At 67.8% G+C, this 18,413-nt stretch carries 23 protein-coding genes; 22 read left to right on the top strand and 1 reads right to left on the bottom strand.

Annotation, left to right across the window (positions count from 1 at the left end; all coding sequences use genetic code 11):
- Positions 1-453: 453 nt before the first annotated feature.
- Complete coding sequence (locus tag KY572_RS46435) at positions 454-1,095, bottom strand: hypothetical protein (protein ID WP_224250249.1); 642 nt, start codon at positions 1,093-1,095, stop codon at positions 454-456.
- 289 nt (positions 1,096-1,384) lie between these two features.
- On the opposite strand from KY572_RS46435, the gene KY572_RS46440 reads away from it, so the two are divergent.
- The 22 genes from KY572_RS46440 (at position 1,385) to KY572_RS46545 (ending at position 18,225) form a co-directional block, all read left to right on the top strand.
- Positions 1,385-1,666, top strand: coding sequence for a hypothetical protein (locus KY572_RS46440; RefSeq protein WP_224250250.1), 282 nt, complete (start codon positions 1,385-1,387; stop codon positions 1,664-1,666).
- Positions 1,667-1,898: 232 nt separating this feature from the next.
- A complete protein-coding gene (locus KY572_RS46445) occupies positions 1,899-2,405 on the top strand; it encodes a hypothetical protein (protein ID WP_224250251.1) in 507 nt (168 codons plus the stop codon).
- A gap of 98 nt (positions 2,406-2,503) precedes the next feature.
- Positions 2,504-2,938, top strand: coding sequence for a tetratricopeptide repeat protein (locus tag KY572_RS46450; protein WP_224250252.1), 435 nt, complete (start codon positions 2,504-2,506; stop codon positions 2,936-2,938).
- Between the two features lie 35 nt (positions 2,939-2,973).
- Positions 2,974-3,369: a hypothetical protein gene (locus KY572_RS46455; protein ID WP_224250253.1), complete on the top strand. Its 396-nt coding sequence runs from the start codon at positions 2,974-2,976 to the stop codon at positions 3,367-3,369.
- Between the two features lie 7 nt (positions 3,370-3,376).
- Positions 3,377-4,210, top strand: a complete 834-nt coding sequence (locus KY572_RS46460; RefSeq protein WP_224250254.1) for a sigma-70 family RNA polymerase sigma factor — start codon at positions 3,377-3,379, stop codon at positions 4,208-4,210.
- The gene (locus KY572_RS46465; RefSeq protein ID WP_224250255.1) at positions 4,167-4,652 is read left to right on the top strand and encodes an ATP-dependent helicase HrpB; all 486 of its coding nucleotides are present in this window, start codon (positions 4,167-4,169) and stop codon (positions 4,650-4,652) included. Before KY572_RS46460 ends, KY572_RS46465 begins: the two co-directional genes overlap by 44 nt.
- A 127-nt stretch (positions 4,653-4,779) precedes the next feature.
- The gene (locus tag KY572_RS46470; protein ID WP_224250256.1) at positions 4,780-5,571 is read left to right on the top strand and encodes a type III secretion protein; all 792 of its coding nucleotides are present in this window, start codon (positions 4,780-4,782) and stop codon (positions 5,569-5,571) included.
- A 63-nt stretch (positions 5,572-5,634) separates the two neighbouring features.
- Entirely contained in the window at positions 5,635-7,524 is a 1,890-nt protein-coding gene (locus KY572_RS46475; RefSeq protein ID WP_224250257.1) for a hypothetical protein, read from the top strand.
- 24 nt (positions 7,525-7,548) lie between these two features.
- Entirely contained in the window at positions 7,549-8,229 is a 681-nt protein-coding gene (locus tag KY572_RS46480; protein WP_224250258.1) for a FliH/SctL family protein, read from the top strand.
- 4 nt (positions 8,230-8,233) lie between these two features.
- The gene (gene sctN / locus KY572_RS46485) at positions 8,234-9,541 is read left to right on the top strand and encodes a type III secretion system ATPase SctN (protein WP_224250259.1); all 1,308 of its coding nucleotides are present in this window, start codon (positions 8,234-8,236) and stop codon (positions 9,539-9,541) included.
- 35 nt (positions 9,542-9,576) lie between these two features.
- Positions 9,577-10,065, top strand: coding sequence for a flagellar assembly protein FliH (locus tag KY572_RS46490; RefSeq protein ID WP_224250260.1), 489 nt, complete (start codon positions 9,577-9,579; stop codon positions 10,063-10,065).
- A gap of 30 nt (positions 10,066-10,095) precedes the next feature.
- Positions 10,096-11,091, top strand: coding sequence for a flagellar hook-length control protein FliK (locus KY572_RS46495; protein ID WP_224250261.1), 996 nt, complete (start codon positions 10,096-10,098; stop codon positions 11,089-11,091).
- Positions 11,088-12,428: a type III secretion system cytoplasmic ring protein SctQ gene (sctQ, locus tag KY572_RS46500; RefSeq protein ID WP_224250262.1), complete on the top strand. Its 1,341-nt coding sequence runs from the start codon at positions 11,088-11,090 to the stop codon at positions 12,426-12,428. The genes KY572_RS46495 and sctQ overlap by 4 nt, the downstream gene beginning before the upstream one ends.
- Before the next feature lie 94 nt (positions 12,429-12,522).
- A complete protein-coding gene (locus KY572_RS46505) occupies positions 12,523-13,161 on the top strand; it encodes a flagellar biosynthetic protein FliO (RefSeq protein ID WP_224250263.1) in 639 nt (212 codons plus the stop codon).
- A 12-nt stretch (positions 13,162-13,173) separates the two neighbouring features.
- On the top strand, positions 13,174-14,007 hold the full coding sequence (gene sctR, locus KY572_RS46510) for a type III secretion system export apparatus subunit SctR (RefSeq protein ID WP_317987999.1): 834 nt from the start codon (positions 13,174-13,176) through the stop codon (positions 14,005-14,007).
- A gap of 10 nt (positions 14,008-14,017) precedes the next feature.
- Positions 14,018-14,281 (top strand): flagellar biosynthesis protein FliQ, encoded by a 264-nt coding sequence (gene fliQ / locus KY572_RS46515; RefSeq protein WP_224250264.1) that lies wholly within the window; start codon positions 14,018-14,020, stop codon positions 14,279-14,281.
- Entirely contained in the window at positions 14,278-15,096 is an 819-nt protein-coding gene (locus KY572_RS46520; protein WP_224250265.1) for a flagellar biosynthetic protein FliR, read from the top strand. Before fliQ ends, KY572_RS46520 begins: the two co-directional genes overlap by 4 nt.
- A 13-nt stretch (positions 15,097-15,109) precedes the next feature.
- Positions 15,110-16,171 carry a type III secretion system export apparatus subunit SctU gene (gene sctU / locus KY572_RS46525; protein WP_224250266.1) on the top strand — a complete coding sequence of 354 codons (1,062 nt, stop codon included), beginning with the start codon at positions 15,110-15,112 and terminating at the stop codon, positions 16,169-16,171.
- Between the two features lie 33 nt (positions 16,172-16,204).
- Complete coding sequence (locus tag KY572_RS46530) at positions 16,205-16,486, top strand: EscU/YscU/HrcU family type III secretion system export apparatus switch protein (protein ID WP_224250267.1); 282 nt, start codon at positions 16,205-16,207, stop codon at positions 16,484-16,486.
- 43 nt (positions 16,487-16,529) lie between these two features.
- A complete protein-coding gene (locus KY572_RS46535) occupies positions 16,530-17,009 on the top strand; it encodes a hypothetical protein (RefSeq protein WP_224250268.1) in 480 nt (159 codons plus the stop codon).
- A 4-nt stretch (positions 17,010-17,013) separates the two neighbouring features.
- Complete coding sequence (locus tag KY572_RS46540; RefSeq protein WP_224250269.1) at positions 17,014-17,490, top strand: SycD/LcrH family type III secretion system chaperone; 477 nt, start codon at positions 17,014-17,016, stop codon at positions 17,488-17,490.
- Positions 17,491-17,598: 108 nt separating this feature from the next.
- On the top strand, positions 17,599-18,225 hold the full coding sequence (locus KY572_RS46545; protein ID WP_224250270.1) for a hypothetical protein: 627 nt from the start codon (positions 17,599-17,601) through the stop codon (positions 18,223-18,225).
- Positions 18,226-18,413 lie beyond the last annotated feature (188 nt).

The raw sequence follows: 18,413 nt of genomic DNA on the forward strand, positions 1-18,413 counted from the left end.
GAGACGCCCCGCAGCGCGGGCACCACCACCTTTCCCAGGTGGTAGTCCTTGGTCACTTCATTGATGGAGACGATGGGCTCTGCGGAGGGGGGCATGTGAGAGGGGTCCTTTCAGCAGTCACGGATGGGGCTGGCGGAGCGTTGCGCAGGGAGTAACGCCTGGCGTTGGTTTCCGCGGGACTCGCGGCCATGCTTGCCGAGGCGATACTCCTGGTGGCTGGGACCACCCGCTACCATGACACCCCCGTGGAACGATGCGACGCCTGCGCGCCTCACCATTCGAGTGCGCGGCATCTAGCTGTTTACGGAGGACTCCGTCAATGCGGAAGGAGCGGCTCGCCACGTCACGCTTCCGCAAAATCCAAGACCCGCGATCCCAGCGGGGATTGCGGGTCTCGAGCCCGAGCGAGCGCCAGGTGGCTCCCCTCGCGAGGAGCCACCCGGAAGCGTGTGACTAGAAGTCTCCGCTGGGCTTGTTCGAGTTGTTCACATCCGAGCCCGTGCCCAGGTCGCTGCCGCCCTGGATGTCGGAGTCCGAGCCAATCCCGCTGCCGCCGGTGCTGTCGTTGACGTCCGAGCCCGAGCCCATATCCGGCTCCAGCCCGCTGCCGCCGGTGCCGTCATTCGAGGGCAGGGTGCCGGGCGACTGGTTGATGGACGAGTCGGGCGACATGACCTCCGTGCCGCTGCCGCCCATGCCGGCGTCGGTGGACTTCTGGATGCTGGTGGCCACGTTCTCCGTCTCACGCACCTCGAAGGACGCGCGGATCTGATCGCCCTCCTTGATGTCCTGGGCCTGCTTGAGGCTCGGATCGGCGAACTGCGTGTTCTTGTCGATCTTCAGCGGGACGATGGCGCCCGCGTGCTCGAGCCAGACCGTCTTCTTGTTCGCCTTCACCACGCGGCCCGAGAGCTGGTTGCCGCTCAGCTGGGTGTTCATCCCGCTCTGGCCCACCTGGCTGCCCGAGCCGCCGGTGGCTCCCTGGCTCTGCGTCTGCTGCGCGTCCTGCTTCTTCGAAGGATCATTGTTCGCGAAGGCCACGCCAGAGCCCATCAGCGCCACGGACGCGAACAGCCCAATCAGTCTCTTCGTCATGGAAGTCTCCCCCATTGGATTTCGGTGAGTGCGGCGGGTGCGGTGCGCGTCCCCCGCTAGGAAAAACCTAGGTGCGCTCGCAGACAGGAACAGCTCACCCTGGGCAACGCCGCGCCCATGCTCGCTGTCCGGGCGTCGCCAGGCGGCCACGTTGCCGCGCGAACGAAGAAAGGCGCCCCAAGGCGTATGACGGCCGGCTTGAACAGGGAGGGACTTTTCTCTTACCGTCCTGGGAGTTCGCTTCGCGCCGATCGCCTGGATGGCGCACTGACAGGAGACCGTTCCCACGATGCCTCCCCCCAAGCAGCAGCAGCAGGCCCCCGCTCCCGAGCCGCTTCCCACGCCCTCCTATCCGGCCATCGAGTCCTTCATCGAGCGCGCCACCGCCGAGGAGGTCCAGGGGCTCTTCACTCCGATCAAGGAGAGCCTCGGCGTCCTCAAGGGCCCCAAGGTGGAGCACGGCAAGAAGGTCCAGGTCGCGCTCTCCAACGCCGAGGAGCTGCTGGGCATCCTCCTGGAGACCCGGGAGCGGCTGATCGCCGAGGCCCAGGCCAACAAGGGCCGCCGGTAGCGCGTAAGCCCTTGGAATCCTTGATGTAGGTGTCAGATCTGTCGGGATTCTCGGGGGCTGAGGCAACCCAGGCGCGTGATCGGCGATAATTACAATGAGAGCGCCGGGCTGGCCGGGCTCTGAACCTTTCTGAAGTGTCCGTACGCTGGAGGAAAAAATGAAGGTCGACGGTTTGATGGGTCCTACTCCCCGGTTGTCTGCCAACCTGTCCGTGCCCCGGCAGACCCCTGACATGAGCTTCGGCGCTCGCGTGCAGGCCGGTGTGAACAACGCGGCGGGCGCGGTGGCCAGCGGCGTCGGCCTGGCGGCCGGCATGGTTCCGGGTGGCGGCATCGTCTCGGCGGCGGTCTCCTCGATGACGACGCTGACCTCCAACGGCGTCCCGGGCTCTTCCACCACCCCGTACACCGGCACGCTCCCGAGCGCGGGTGGCGGCGGCGGCGGCGGCGCGGTGAGCACGGTGGGCGTGCCCTCCGTGAGCACCACCGTGGGCGGCACCGGCGGCGTCGGCATCCCCGGCACCGGCGGCGGCACGAGCGGCCCGAACTTCCTGGGCGGCAACACCGGCAACTCGGGCTCCGAGTTCAACGGTGAGCTGGCCAGCATGTTCTCGCAGCAGAAGGAGCTCATCAAGCTCCAGTCCGTGATGCAGAACGAGTCCCAGAAGTACCAGGCGGTCTCCAACGTGATGAAGGTCCGCCACGAGACGGCGAAGAACGCCGTCGGCAACATCCGCTGATCCGCTAAGCTGTTGGCGGACGGGTTCGGAGCAGGAGGGAGGGCGGCGCTCGTGCCGCCCTTCTTCCTTCCGGGCCCCTGCAAAGGAGAGCGCGGTTCATGGCGGAGTCTGCTTCGGAGATTGCTGGCAGCCTGGTTCCTGTCGCCAAACAGCAGGCGATGATCCTGCTCGAGGCTGGCTACATCTGGCTGGACATGGGCAAGTTCGACAAGGCGAAGGAGATCTTCGCGGGCGCGGCCCTGCTGATGCCCAAGAGCGAGGTTCCCCAGCTGGCGCTCGGCGCGCTGGAGTTCGCCCAGGGCCGGCACGACAAGGCCCTGCAAGCCTACCGGGCAGCCCAGCGACTGGCCCCGCAGTCCGCCCTGCCGCGCGCGCATGCTGGAGAAGCGCTACTGTTCCTGGGCAAGGTCCCGGAAGCGATGAAGGAACTGAAGGCGGCGATGGATCTCGAGCCCGAGGGCGATGGCGCCCGGCTCGCGCGCGCCCTCATGGAAGCCAAGGAGGCGGGGGTACTGCCCCCGCCCAAGAAGTAGCGCGTACAATGCGCTGAAGTTCAGGAGGACTGGCGATGGCTGTCGGTGGAGTCGGACGTGGCGGTGGCAAGGGCCGGGCGGGCGGCGCGAAGGGCGCGTCTGGCAAGGCTCCCGTGGGCGGTGGCAGCTTCGGGGGCAAGGTCGACAAGGCCGAGTCCCTGGTGGCCCCCTCGGGCCTGGTGGGCTCTTCGAACGTGCAGGGCGCCCAGGCGGCGGACCCCATCTCCGCCCAGGCGATGGCCATTGCCAAGCAGCTCAAGAACGGCGGCTTCAAGAACAAGGAGGAGGCCACGCGGCAGCTCGTCGCCGAGGTGCTCAAGGAGAAGCTGCACATGAAGTCCTCCTCTCTCTCGAGCAAGATCGCGGACGCGCTCCAGGAGGATCCTCGGCTCAACCAGGTTCTCGAGCGGCTGTGGTCGAAGGCCGAGTGAGCGGCGTTTGGGTTTCGGAGACGACAAGAAGGCCATCCTCGAGAAGTACGGGCCCTACGTGCGGTCGCTGGCGGCGACCGTGCGCAAGCAGTTCAATGCCCAGCTCGAGATCGAGGAACTCGTCGCCTACGGCCAGATTGGCCTGTTGGAGGCTGCGGACCGGTTTGATCCCAAGGTAGGTGCCAACTTCCTCACATTTGCCCACTACCGCATCAAAGGTGCCATCTTCGACGGCCTCAGGAAGATGGGGGTGTTGAAGGGCGCGGATGCCCGCGGGGCGTTCGTGGGAGAGCGGGCGGCCGCCTACCTTGGAAATTTGTCGGACCGCGAGCAGGGAGGAGGCAACCGCGGAGGGTCATTCGACGATGATGTGAATGACATCTCCAACGCGGTGACGGGGCTGGCGATGGTGTTCGCCACCAGCCTGGAAGGGGCGGACTCGGCGGGGTACGTGGACGAGTCGCTGCCGGCCGATCAGCGGCTGGAGATGGAGCAGTTGAAGCGGCGGGTGAGGGCGGCGATCGATCAGCTCCCGGAGAAGGAGCGCCAGCTGTTGCAGGGGTACTACTTCCACGGCAAGACGTTGGAAGAGGCGGGGTCGGAGATCGGGCAGTCGAAGAGCTGGGCCTCGCGGCTTCACGCGAGGGCCATCGAGCGGCTCAAGGAACTTCTAGACGATGAGGAAGCTCCCGCTTCCTCGGACGATGCAAGGAGGCAGTCACATGGCGGGTCCGATGGCAGGCGTCTCGGCCGCACAGATCGCGCAGCAGAAGCTGCAGGATCAGGGCGCGCAGCAGGTGAACAAGCAGGGAGCCTCGAAGTTCGACGCGGCTCTCGCTAACAAGGCCCAGGCGGCGGGCGGAGCCGAGCAGGTTCAGTCCACGCAGGCGGCCCAGGCCGCCCAGAAGGCCCAGGCCACGCAGAAGGCCGACCAGGTCCGCCAGGTCGAGACCGTCAACAAGACGGAGAAGGCCGGCCTGAACAAGGTCAACGGCGCCAACTCCGAGTCCATCACGGCGCGCGCCGCGCAGCCCGTGGACGCCAAGCCGGAGACGAGCAAGGCCGGCGGGATGATGTCCAACGTCGTCACCTCGCTGGAGAAGGGCCAGCTCAACCTGGAGAAGCTCATCAACGCCGGCATCAACGGCAAGGAGTTCTCCAACGGCGAGCTGCTGTCGCTCCAGGCCTCCATGTACAAGTACACCCAGGAGCTGGACCTGACGAGCAAGGTCGTCGAGAAGGCCACCAGCGGCCTCAAGGACGTCGTCAAGACCCAGGTGTAGCTCCGCTGCCTGCCCCTCACCCGGGCGGCGCCAGGAAGGGCGATCCCTCTGAGCAGGGGTCGCCCTTCCACGTTTTCCGGACCCATGTTGGAACGGAAGGGCGGCGCCGCTAAGCTAGGCCCCGCACATGACTCATCGATCGTCCAAGCTTCTCATTCCGCTCCTCGCGCTGCTTTTCCTTGCGGGCTGCTCCATCGAACTGCAGCACGGCCTGACGGAAGAGGACGCCAACGAAATCTACGTCCTGCTGAGCAAGAACGGCATCAACGCCACCAAGCTCGCATCGGGCGAAGGCAAGGACATGATGTTCACCATCGTGGTGTCCAAGTCGGACGCCGCGCAGGCCGCGGAGCTGCTGCGCAGCAACTCGCTGCCGCGCCCGATGGAGAAGGGCTTCAACCACTTCGCCAAGGGCAGCATGGTGCCCACCGCCGCCGAAGAGCGCGCGATGATGCTCAAGGCGGTGGCTGGCGAGGTCTCCAACGCCCTCACCAAGGTGGACGGCGTGCTGGAGTCCAACGTCATCGTCAACATCCCGGAGACCAATGATCTCACCCAGCCGGAGAGCAAGCCGATGCCCTCCGCCTCGGTGATGATCCGCTACCGGCCCACGCTCGAGGGCAAGCCGCCGCTGACGGAGAAGGACGTGCAGAACTTCGTCGCCTCGGCGGTGCAGGAACTCAAGCCGGACAAGGTGACGGTGCTGCTCACGCCGGCGCTGGCGCCCGTGGCGGAGACCAACCCCGAGAACCGGCTCCAGGACGTGTTCGGCCTGCGGATGACGGCGGCCAGCGCCAGCGAGTTCCGCGTCGTCGTCGCGCTGGTCTCCATCTTCGTGCTGGGCATGATTGGCCTGTCGGCCTGGGTGCTCATGCGCGGCGGCGGCTCGGCCGGACGGCCCGCGCGTCGGCAGGGCTGAGGCGGACTCTCTCCCGGTGCCTCCCGCATCGAACCCAGGGCCCTGAGGGCCGCGAGGTGACCGTTGGATCAATTCTTCACCTCGCTCAACAAACGCCAGACGATGCTGCTGCTGACCGCCATCACCTTCGGCGGTCAGGAGGGTGTCGCCTCGCTCGAGTTCCTCGCCCCCGAGGACGGGGAGCTGCTGTCCCATCGCGCGCAGGAGATCATGCAGATCCCTCGCGAGAAGCGGATCCCGCTGCTCGTGCAGGAGATCAAGAAGCTGATGAAGGACCGGCGCGGCCAGCTGTGGAGCGCCGAGCCGGAGAAGCTGGCGGCCCTCATCAAGAACGAGCGCGCCGCGCTGGTGGAGGTGGTGCTGCGCGCGCTGCCCGCGGTGCTCGCCGAGGCCGTGCGCGCCCACCTGCCGCAGAAGCCGGTGAAGCTCACCCGCGAGGTGCGCCCGCAGGTGCTGGACATCGTCCGCTGGAAGCTCGAGGAGCGGCTGTCGCGCAGCGCGGGCTCGCAGGTCGCCTTCAAGTTCAGCGACGTGCTGATGCTGCAGCCGCGCGAGCTGCTCACCGTCTGTGATCGGCTCGGGGCGCGCGTGCTGGGGCCGGCGCTGGCGGGCCTGCAGGAGGCGCAGCGAGAGCCGCTCATCGCCGCCCTGCCGCCGGATCAGAAGCAGCTGGCCTCCAAGTCGGTGCAGGCCAACGCGCCTCGCAAGCTGCCCGAGGAGGAGGCCAAGGAGCAGCTCGCGGCGCATGATGGGCTGAAGAACCTCTCGGCCGCCATCCGCAGCGCGGGCACCCAGCGCCTGGCGCGCGCGTGCGTGTCCCAGTCCGCGGAGTTCGCCGCGCGCATGCTCGAGCGCCACCGCGGTGAGTTCGGCAGCCTGCTGGCGAAGTGGGTCCGGGACGAGCGCTCCAAGCCCGTCTCGCGGACCACGGATGGCGGGCGCGCGGACATCGTCGCGGACCTGGAGCGGCTCGCCAACCGGGGCCTCATCGAGCGCCCGGTGCGGCTCACTCCGCAGCGCCCGGCGCTGAATCCTCCTCCTGCCAAGGCCCCGCCGCCGGCCGCGCGTGAGCCGGTTCCCTCCCGAGTGGGGCCCGCTCCGGAGCGCGCGAGCGCCGTCGGGCCCGCTCCTTCCCCTCGGCGCGATCCCATGGCCGAGCGCGAGGCTCGTCGCGCGGGTGCCGTGGGCGGGGCGTCCCCTCAGGCCAGCGCCAACGAGCGCCGCGATCCCATGGCCGAGCGCGCCGCCCGCCGTGCCGGCGCCCTGTCCACCCGCGAGCCGCCTCCGGTCCGGGAGCAGTCGCGCATCGCGCCCCTGGGAGACGAGGGGCCGGAGCCCTCGCGCAAGCTCCGCGCGGCTCCGCGCGAGTCCACCGTCGGTGTCCCTCCCCGGCGTGAGTCCACCGTCGGTGTCCCTCCCCGGAAAGACTCGAAGGTGGCGCCGGATCCCACGGGAGCCCGCATCGGCCCTCCTCCCGCCCGGGATGGCTCACGCGTGGGCGCCCGACAGCCTCCGCCCGAGGTGGAGGTCTCCCGCTCCAGCACCCGACAGCCTCCCGCGGAAGGCGCGAACATCTCCCGCCCCGGCCCCCGGAAGCCTCCGCCCGAGGTGGGAGCGGCCCCCGCGCCCCGCCGGGAGCGGGAGGGAGAGCGGCGCCCCGTTCCGCCCGCCCGCATCCCGCCTCGGCCGGTGGAGCGGGCCCACGTGACGACGGATCCCGACGGCTCTCGCGTCATCTCCTCGCCCGCGGTCCGCAGCCAGCGGACCGGGGTGCGTCCTGCACTTACAGCCGATGAGCCAGAGCGCCCGCCCCGCGTCCTTTCGGGCAAGCCTTCGGTCTCTTCCGGAGGGGGAATCCCCGCGGCGCGAGGAGAGGGGACGGCCGTGCAGCGCCGGCCCCGGCCCGGGCCGGATGGCAACTCGGGGCGTGGACCTCGGGGCGGATCGCGTTAGCATCCGGTCTGCAAGGAGCTGTCCATGGCGATCGGCAAGGTGATCAAAGGTGATGGGTCGGGCGAGGCCGCCGCCGCGAACGAGCGGCCTTCCCTGGTGCAGCGCCCCGCTCGCGCGGGCGTGATGAACGCCGAGGTCTTCGAGGCCCGCCAGAGCGCCCAGACCATCATCGAGGATGCGAACCGGGAGAAGGAGCGCATCCTCGCCGAGGCCCAGCGCGAGCGCGAGGAGGTGCTGGCCAAGGCGCGCGAGCAGGGCCGCCAGGAGGGGCTGGCGCAGTCCACCGAGGTGCTGCTGCGCGCCAAGATGCAGGCCGGGGAGATGCTGGCCAACAACGAGAGGGACATCATCGCCCTGGCCATGAAGATCGCCGAGAAGGTCATCGGCCGCGACGTGGAGCGTCAGCCGGAGCTGATGATCGACATGTGCGCCACGGCCATCGAGCAGATCCGCAACGCGCGCGCCATGGTGCTCAGGGTGCACCCCAAGACGGCGCAGGTGCTGCGCGCTCGCAAGCCGGAGCTGATGGAGCTCATCGGCCGCGCGGTGGACCTCGCCATCCGCGAGGACCCCGAGGTGTCGTCGGTGGGCTGCATCGTCCAGACGGAGTTCGGCACCGTGGACGCGCAGCTGCCCACGCAGTTCGAGATGCTGCAGAACGTCCTGCTGCCCGACCCCAACAAGAAGAAGGAAGGACCGGCGTAGGGCCATGGCGATCGATCTCTCGCACTACTACGCGCTGCTGAAGGAGTCCTCGCTCCTGCGGGTCCGGGGCCGCGTGACGGAGCTGACGGGCCTGGTGGTCAAGGCCAGCGTGCCCAACGTCCGCGTGGGAGAGGTGGTCTACATCAAGGCCCGCGCCGCCAAGGTGAAGGCCGAGGTGGTGGGCTTCCAGGGCGACGAGGTGATGCTCATGCCCCTGGGCGAGCTGTCCGGCATCGGTCCGGACAGCGAAGTCATCCCCACCGGCAACCCGCTCACCATCAAGTGCGGAGACCAGCTGCTGGGCCGCGTGCTCGGCGGCACCGGCGAGCCCATCGACGGCAAGCCGCTGCCGGATGGCATGCTCGACTGGTCCGTGGACCGCGACTGCCCGGACCCCTTCAAGCGCCAGCGCATCGAGCGGCCGCTGCCCCTGGGCGTGCGCTGCATCGACGGGCTGCTCACGGTGGGCGAGGGCCAGCGCGTGGGCCTCTTCGCCGGCTCCGGCGTCGGTAAGTCCACGCTGATGGGACAGATCGCCCGCAACACCCAGGCGGACCTGAGCGTCGTCGCGCTGATCGGCGAGCGTGGTCGCGAGGTGCGCGAGTTCATCGAGGACGCCATGGGCGAGGAGGGCATGAAGCGCGCCGTGCTGGTGTGCGCCACCTCCGACCAGCCCAGCCTGGTGCGTCTGCGCGCCGCCTACGTGGCCACCGCCATCGCCGAGTACTTCCGCGAGCGCGGCGGCAACGTCCTCTTCATGCTCGACACGGTGACGCGTCTGGCGCGTGCCCAGCGTGAGATTGGCCTGGCCATCGGCGAGCCCCCGGCCCGCCAGGGCTACCCGCCCAGCGTGTTCTCCATGCTGCCGCGCATCCTCGAGCGCACGGGTAACTCGGACAAGGGCAAGTGCACCGCCATCTACACCTGCCTGGTGGCCGGCGGTGACATGGAAGAGCCCATCGCCGACGAAGTCCGAGGTATTCTCGACGGCCACTTCATCCTCAACCGCGCCCTGGGCGAGCGCAACCAGTGGCCCGCGATGGACGTGCTGGCCAGCCTCTCCCGTGTGATGAGCGGGATCGTCTCCAAGGAGCACAAGCAGGCGGCCGGCAAGCTGCGCGAGACGCTCTCCACCTACGAAAAGCAGAGAGATCTCATCCTCCTGGGCGCCTACCAGTACGGCACGGACCCCCGGACGGACTACGCCATCGACAAGTACGACGCCATCATCGACTTCCTCAAGCAGGACACCCACTCGAACTCGCCCTTCGAGGAGACAGTCGAGAAGCTCATCGGACTCTTCCAGGACTGACGAAACGGGGTTTTCCGGGTTAGGATGGGGACCCCATGCCCCAGTACCGGTTAGAGACCCTCCTGGAGATGCGCGCCCGCGCCAAGGAGGAAGCTGAACAGGCGTTCTCCGCGTCCATCAAGGCCCTCGAGAAGGAGAAGCAGGAGCTCAAGCGCCTCGAGGACGATCTCGAGCGGCGCAAGGCCGAGCGCAAGCAGAAGGTCATGGCATACCTCAACGAGGTCATGGCCAAGGGTGCCGGCATCAACGGTATGAACATGATGAGCCGCTTCGAGCAGCGCCTCAAGGACGAGGAGGCGCAGGTGGCGCTCGACATCGAGCGTCAGAAGGAAGCGGTGAAGGTGGCCGAGCGGCTCGTCGAGCAGCGGCGTCGGGAGATGGCGGAGGCGGCCAAGGAGCTCAAGGCCATCGAGAAGCACAAGGAGAACTGGAAGAAGCAGGTGAAGCACGAGCGCCAGCAGCGCGAGGAGCTGACCCAGGAAGAGATCGGCAATGCCTTGTTCCTGGCCCGGCAGCGCAAGTAACCTCTCCCCCCCCTCCTCAGGTACGAAGCGATGAGCCGAGTCGAAGACGATCGCAGGGCAGACCAGATTGCGCAGCGCCTGCTTCAGGAGAAGCAGAAGGCCGAGGCCAAGTCCAAGGACGCGCGCGCCGGGGAGAACGCCTTCTCGAAGCTGGTGCAGCAGAGCCAGACCACCAAGGCGCAGACCCAGCAGAAGCAGGAGACGAAGCAGAGCCTGGCCCAGCAGGTGTTCGCGCGCCTCAAGGAGGGGCAGGGCACCGAGGTCCGCCAGCAGGAGGGTGCCAACACCCGGCAGGCCGCGCAGCGCCAGGAGTCCGGCAAGGCCCAGGGCCGTCAGGAGGCCAGGAACGTCGAGGAGCGCGTGCAGACGGCGCACACCGGCGAGGCCGAGAAGATGGCCGAGGGCAAGGCGACGGACACCGCCCACGGCGAGGTGATGACCGCGGACCGCAAGGAGGGCCAGGCGACCACCTCGGCTCGCGGCGAGTCGCGCACCTCGGACGCGAAGGCGGAGGGCGACACCAAGGCGGACGAGCGCAGCGACGCGCTGCGCAGCGCCGGCCGCTCCGCCCAGAAGGGCGAGCTCAAGTCGGACGCGGACTCCGGCGGGGGCCAGAGCGGCGGCAACAACAAGGACGGCAAGCAGGGCGGTGAGTCGGCCGCGGCGGCGGGCTTCCGCTTCAACCCGGCCCTCATGGCGCCGGTGCCGGTGGCCAAGCCCAAGCCCACCGCCGGCTCGGACAAGCTGCGCGCCATCGCCAACGAGATCGCCCAGAAGATCGTCGAGCGGGTGCGCGTGGGCACCAACGGCGCGGGCGCCGCCGAGTTCCAGATCGATCTGCGCAGCAACGTCCTCAGCGGCCTGTCCATCAAGCTCAGCGCGAAGAACGGGAAGATCCAGGCCGTCTTCAGCGGCAACGACCGTGACGTGCTGAAGATGATCGAGGAGCAGAGCGAGGGCCTCAAGAGCGCCCTGCAGGGCCGCGGCCTGAAGCTCGAGGAGCTGCGCTTCGAGGCTCGCGCATGACTTTTGGGCCGGATGAAGAGCCCGGATACCACGAGCGGACGATGCTGGTGGATCTGCGGCAGATCCACTCGGAGAGGCCCTGGAAGCCGTTCCGCTTCAAGAACCTGGAGCGGGTGGAGCGCCCGCAGACCGAGCTCATCGCCCGTCTCCACCGGCTCGCGCCGCCCGCCAACGCGGTGGAGCCGCTGTACGCCCGCATCAAGGCGCTCTTCGACGCCGACTCCCGCCTGTCCCTGGTCTCCATGCAGATCCGCCCCGTCGCGGAGCTGCGCCGCTACCTGGCCGAGTCCTCCTTCCTGACGGTCCTCGCCCCGGGGGCGCTCAAGAGCCGGGTGGTGCTGGAGGTGGAGCTGGCGCTCGCGCACAACCTGGTGGACATGCTGCTGGGTGGCGCCGGCGAGACGGTGGGCCTGCGGCCGCTGACGGACATCGAAGAGGGCGTGATGGGCTTCGTCGTCCTCGAGGCGCTCAAGGCCCTGGCGCCCTCCCTGGAGCCCACCGTGCCGCGCCTGCGCTACGAGTCCGTGGCGCGCAGCGTGGACGAGGCCGCCGCGAAGCTCGGCGAGGAAGAGCAGCTGCTGATCATCCACGCGAACATCACCGTGGGGCCCCACTCGGGCATGGTGCGGCTCATCGTCCCGTCCTCCGTCATGGGCGCCGCCGACGAGAGCCGCGGCGAGGCGGAGAAGCGGGCGCGGCTGCTCGCCGACGCCAAGGCCAACCTGCGGCTGCTGTCCACGGTGCGCACCTGGCTGCGCGCGGAGATCGGCCAGGCGGAGATCGCCAGCTCGGATCTGGCCTACATCCGTGTGAAGGATGTGGTGCTGATGGACGCGCTGACGGCGCGGCCGGACCGCGGCGAGCCGGGCAAGGCCACGCTGCGCGTGGGCCTGGGCAGCTCCCGGGTGATGGCCGAGGTCTTCGTCGAGGACGGCCAGTACAAGGCGCGCCTCAAGGAATTCATCATCGGCGAGCCGGCCTTCCAGCGCGTGCTGCCGCAGGCCGATGAGGCGGGGCAGGGAGCCCAGCCGGAAGAAGCTTTCACCAATCCGGAGAACGAGATGCCTCCGGACTCGGAAGGGGATGCCTTGGACTCGAACAAGCCCGAGGGGGGCGAGCTACTGGCCGACATTCCGCTGCAGCTCGCCGTGGAGCTCGCCCGGGTGCCCGTCACCGCCGACGAGGTGGTGGCCATGAAGGTAGGACAGGTCATCGAGCTGCACCGCTCGCCTGGAGAGCCCGTGGAGCTCTCTGTCAATGGCAAGGTGGTGGCCCGAGGCGAGCTGGTGGAGGTGGAGGGCCAGCTCGGCGTCCGGGTGCTCTCCCTGGCCGGCTAGGCCCTGCAGGCAGGCGGGCGGGCTCGGAGAAGCCGGGAACCCGGGTCGAGCCATGGCGGTCCCGCCGCCGAATGGACTAGCCTCGCTTCCACTCATGGTGGTCTCCTTCTTCTCCAAGGCGCGCGGGGCCCTGGTGGCCTGCGCGTGGCTCCTCCTCGCGCCGCCGCTCGCTTCGGCGCAGGCTCCCGCGCAGCCCGCGGTCCCCTCGGCTCCCGTGGCGGCACCTGCCTCCGCGCAGCCCTCCGCCGAGCCTCCGGCTCCGGCTCCTTCCCCCGTGGCGGCGCCCGTCGTGACGGCGCCCCCGGGCAGCAACCTTCCGGATCCCTTCGAGACGCCGCCGGTGGGCGAGGAGCAGGAGAGCCTGGGCTGGACGCTGGCGCGCACGGTGCTGCTGCTGCTGGCGGTGCTGGCCAGCATCTACCTGACGCTCAACGTGGGCCTGCGCCGGCTGATGGGGCTGCAGGCCGTGGGCGGCGGGCGCCAGGCCCTGGTGTCGGTGGTGGAGCGGGTGCCGCTCGATCAGCGCCGGGCCCTCATCGTCCTCAAGGCCGCGGACGAGTACCTGCTGGTGGGCAGCGGCGAGGGTGGCCTCCAGCTCCTGTCGAAGCTGGACACCCAGGCCGTGGAGCGCATCCGCTCCGAGCGTCCGCCCGCCGCCAACGTCGTCCCCCTGAGCCCCTTCCTCCAGAAGCTCCTCTCCCGCCGGACCGGCTCCACGCCCCCTCGGTCCTGAGAATCGTCCCCTGTGAGAACCACGTCCCTGCGCCAGTCCCTGTCCCGCCTCACTCCCTGGCTCTATGCCTCCGCGGTCGCGCTCACGCCGGCCGTGGCTCTCGCCGCGAAAGGTAAAGGCGGTGGGGGAGGGGAGGCCATCCCCGACAACGTCACCCAGTCGCTGACGGGCTCCGAGTCCTTCGCCTCGCGCCCGCTCATCCTCATCCTGGCGCTGGCGGCGCTGTCGCTCGTCCCCTTCGTGCTGATGATGGTGACGAGCTTCGTGAAGATCTCCGTGGTGCTCTCCATCGTCCGCTCGGCGCTGGGCACCCAGCAGATTCCGCCCACCCAGGTCATCACCGGCCTGGCCATCATCCTCACCGTCTACATCATGGCCCCGGTGGGACAGGCCATGTACAAGGCGGCGGAGGTGGACATCTGGGCCCGGGGGCCGGCGCTGCTCTCCTCGGAGACGGTGGGCACGCTGCTGGAGGGCGCCAACCGCGCCAAGGAGCCGCTGCGCGAGTTCCTCGTCAAGAAGGTCAAGGACAAGGACCGCGCGCTCTTCTTCCACCTGGCCAAGAAGATGCGCAAGGAGGAGGACCGCAAGGACATCGGCGACCGGGACTTCATGATCATCATCCCGGCCTTCGTGGTGTCCGAGCTGAAGGAGTCCTTCCAGATCGGCTTTTTGCTCTTCGTGCCCTTCATCGTCATCGACATGGTGGTGGCCAACATCCTGCTGGCGCTCGGCATGCACATGCTGTCGCCGACGACCATCTCCATGCCCTTCAAGTTATTGCTCTTCGTCTTGGTGGACGGCTGGTACCTGATCGCCAAGGGTCTGGTCATCGGCTACCTGTAGGACGCGCGCCATGCATGAACTGACCGTCATCACCCAGCAGGCGCTCTTCCTGGTGCTCATCGCCTCGGCGCCGCCCGTGCTCATCAGCCTCATCGTGGGGTTGATCATCTCGGTCTTCCAGGCCACCACGCAGATCCAGGAGCAGACGCTCACGTTCGCTCCCAAGGTCATCATCGTCTTCGTCGTGCTGGCCATGACGGGGCCCTGGATCGGCCACCAGCTGGTGCGCTTCACCTTCCACGTCTTCGACAGGTTCCCGGCCCTCATCAAATGAACGTCCAGGATGTGCTCTCGAGGTTGACCGAACAGGCCAACCTCTCGCTCGTCATCTTCACGGTGGGACTGCTCCTGTGCCGGATCATGCCGGTGCTGGTGTTCTCGCCGTTCCTCGGCGGCGAGGTGGTGCCCGTCGAGGTGAAGATGGGCGTGGGCGTCCTGCTGTCCATCGTGCTCTTCCCCCTGGTGTCCGACCGCATGGGGGCGCTGCCGACCAACGCGCTGCCCTACATCGCGCTGCTGTTGAAGGAGATCTTCATCGGCGTGTCGCTGTCCTTCATCATCAACGTCATCTTCGACGCGGCGCGCGTGGCCGGCGGCCTGGCGGACACCATGGCCGGCAGCAACAACGCCCAGCTCTACGTGCCGCAGATCGGCCAGCAGGTCTCCCTGTTCGCCAACCTCAAGGTGCAGCTGGCGGTGGTGCTCTTCCTCACGCTCAACGGGCACCACATCATCATCGAGACGCTGGCCGACAGCCTGGTGGCCATCCCGCTGGACGGCTTCCCGAAGTTCAGCTCCGGCTTGTGGCCCTTCTTCGATCTGACCATCCGCGTCTTCGCGGACATGCTGAGCATCGCCCTGGGGCTGTCGGCGCCCATCGTGCTGGCCACCTTCCTCACGGACCTGGCCATGGGCGCCATCAACCGCGTGGCGCCCCAGCTCCAGGTCTTCTTCATCGCCATGGCCATCAAGCCGCTGGTCTCGGTGGTCATCGCCGCCATGGCCATCCAGCTCATCATCGCGCGCTTCCAGCAGGAGTTCGTCTCCATGCTGGAGATGCTGAAGCAGGCCCTGAAGCTCCTCTCTTGAACCCGCGTCCGTCATGTCCGACGAGAAGACAGAAGAACCCACACAAAAGAAGCTCGACGACGCGCGCAAGAAGGGTCAGGTCTGGAAGAGCAAGGACCTGACGGGCGTCTTCGTGTTCCTCGTGGGCCTGGGCGCCTTCAAGAGCAGCTGGGAGAACATCGAGAACGAGCTCAAGACGCTCTTCCGTTTCTCCTTCGCTCAGCTCTCCAAGCCGGAGACGCTGGAGGTGGCCACCTACCACATGATGGAGATGGCCGTGTGGTCGGTCATCATGCTCAGCGCCCCCGTCATCATGGCCGCCGCCGTGGTGGGAGGGCTGGCCGAGTTCCTCCAGGTGGGCTCGCTGTTCACCATGGACACCTTGATGCCGAAGCTGGAGAAGCTCAATCCGCTCCAGGGCATCAAGAACATGTTCTCGAAGAAGACGGTGGTGGAGCTGATCAAGAACCTGGCGAAGATCAGCATCGCCGGCTACGTCGTCTTCGGGGTGGTGCGCGACGCCATGGGCATGGTGGTCCAGACGGCGCGCCAGGACGTGCCCGGCATCATGGCCGTCATGGGCGAGCTGGTGTACCGCGTGGCCGCCCGCGTGGGGCTCGTCTTCCTGCTCTTCTCCATCTTCGACATCTGGTGGCAGCGAAAGTCCTACATGAAGGACATGATGATGTCGAAGGACGAGGTGAAGAAGGAATACAAGGAGAGCGAGGGCGATCCGCACCACAAGGCGCACCGCAAGCAGATGCACCAGGAGATCATGGAGGGCGCCCAGATGGAGGCCGTCAAGGACGCCGACGTGATCGTCACCAACCCGGACCACGTGGCCGTGGCGCTCAAGTACGACCGGGAGAAGGACGCCGCCCCGCGGGTGCTGGCCAAGGGCCTGGATTTCAAGGCGGAGAAGATCAAGGAGATCGCCCGGGGCTCGAACGTCCCCCTGCTGCGCAACGTGCCGCTGGCGCACGCCCTGCTGCGCGTGGACGTGGGCCAGGACATCCCCGAGGAGCTGTACGACGCGGTGGCCGAAGTCCTCAACTTTGTCTACGGCCTGAAGGAAGGCCCGGCCGCGCGCGCGTGACGTGGCCCACACCGGTTATCATCCCGAGCGCCCATGAACGACGAGACGGAGATCGCGATCGCGCTGAAGTACGACAAGGAGAAGGACTCCGCGCCGCGCGTCGTGGCCAAGGGGATGCGCATCAAGGCGGAGAAGATCCGGGAGATCGCCCGCCAGTACAACATCCCCATCATGAAGAACGTGCCGCTGGCCAACGCCCTCTACCGCATCGACGTGGGCAACGAGGTGCCGGAGGAGCTCTACGACGCGGTGGCCGAGGTCCTCAACTTCGTCTACGCCCTGCAACAGGAGCAGCAGGCGGGCGGCCGGCGCTGATGGGGGCTGGACGGCGGAACCCCTTCTGAGGTGAGGTTGCAGCATGGCGAAGATAAACAACCAGCCCCCGAAAGCCCCGCTCTGGCCATGGGGTGGGCCGCGCAGCGTCCGCGAGAAGCTCGTCGACCCGTCGCAGCTCAACCGCAAGAAGCTCAAGAAGGCGGGCAACCCGAAGAACCCGGCGCTGGCCTCGGCGGCGCTGCTGGACTTCATCGGGCCGGCGCATTCCTCCGAGGAGCTGCGGCTGCCCACGCCGCCCAACCCTCGCGACTATGACGCGCCGCTCGAGGGTTTCTCGGACCGCCCCCACCTGGAGTCGGTGGCCGAGCGCGGGGAGAACGAGCAGCGCCAGATGCTGGAGCGCGGCCTGGCCCGCATCAACGCGCCGCCGGACCGCATGGACAGGCTCAAGGCGCTGCTGCAGCGCGAGTCGCAGATGCTGTCGCTGATGGGGCACCTGCACGCCGAGGTGCAGGAGATCCAGCGCCGCATGCGCGAGGAACAGAAGGACGAGGGCTACTAGCGCCATGGCCGCACCCAATCCCAACAACCCCCAGGACGAGGCGAAGCTGGTTGCCGCGCTGCAGCGCTGGGCGGACGGCAAGGCCACCCTGCGCGAGGTGCGGGGCTACACGGACGAGGAGCTCTACGCGATCGCCAAGACGGCCTACTTCTTCTTCTACCAGGGCCGGGTGAACGAGGCGCGCACGCTCTTCCAGGGGCTCTACGCGGTCAACCCCACGGACGCCTACTTTGCCAAGGCGCTCGGAGTGGTAGAGCTCGCCGCGGGCAACGCCCAGGGTGCCCTGGCCGCGTATGACGTCGCCATCAAGCTGGCTCCCAACGACGTGCAGGCCTACGTGGGCCGCGCCGAGGTGAAGCTGGCCCTGGGGCAGAAGGCCCAGGCCGTCGAGGATCTGCGCAAGGCCACGGGCCTGGCCGCCGAGGATGATCCGGTGGTGCGCAAGGCCGAGGCGATGATCGGCGCGCTCTCCCGTCGATAGCAGACTGCCTCGAATTTTCGGAGCGCAGTCGATTTGGCTTCCCGGAAATTCTGGTAAGGTCGTCAATGAGACCCTGGCTCCCGTCCTAATCAGGAGGAAGTTGCTTCCATGTCGACGAAAGATTCGAAGGCCCCGCCGATCGCCGTCCCCCAGGAGACCCCTGAGATGATCGCTCGGCGAGGCAAGATCCTCGCGGAGTTCGAGAAGCAGTCCAAGAGCGCTCAGGGCAACATCCGGGCCTGCATGCTCAAGTCCATCCAGGTGCTCAAGGCCATGGAGCCTTCGGTGCCGCTGGACGAGCGGCTCTACCAGGACTTCACCGAGGCCTTCGTGCGCCTGTCGAAGGATCCGGCGGCCATTCCTCCTCCTGAGATCTTCATGACGCTCCTCGAGTACATGCAGGAGCGCATCACGATGCTCTCGCCGCAGTACGCGGCGGTGGCGGCCGAGCACGACATCAAGGTTCCGGCCACCAAGGCCCCCGAGGTGGCCGCGGCGGCCGCTGCGGCTCCTGCTCCGGCTCCGGCGGCTCCTCCTCCTGCTCCGGCGGCCAAGACCGCCAAGGATGGCTTCGAGTCGAGCGGCCCGGCGAAGAAGAAGCCGATGTCCCTGGGCGGAGACGACACGCCGCCGCCTCCCAGCACGGAGACGTCTCCGGAGGCCAAGAAGAAGCAGGAGCTCGAGTCCTTCAAGACGTGGATGAAGAATCCGGCCCTGGGGAAGATGAAGGGCTGATCCGCTGGCATGTGACTTCGCGGATCAGAAAAGACGAAACTCCGCGAGGGACGGGCCGATAATCAGGGTGTAACGGTACTTTTTCCGCAAACGAATTTTCGGAGGATTCAGCCATGGGCAGCATTGCGAGCATCGCGAACCAGGTCAGCAGCAACATCACCGGGCAGATGACGAGCGTCCAGCGGGAC

It is taken from the genome of Hyalangium gracile, from assembly GCF_020103725.1.
Lineage (GTDB): Bacteria > Myxococcota > Myxococcia > Myxococcales > Myxococcaceae > Hyalangium > Hyalangium gracile.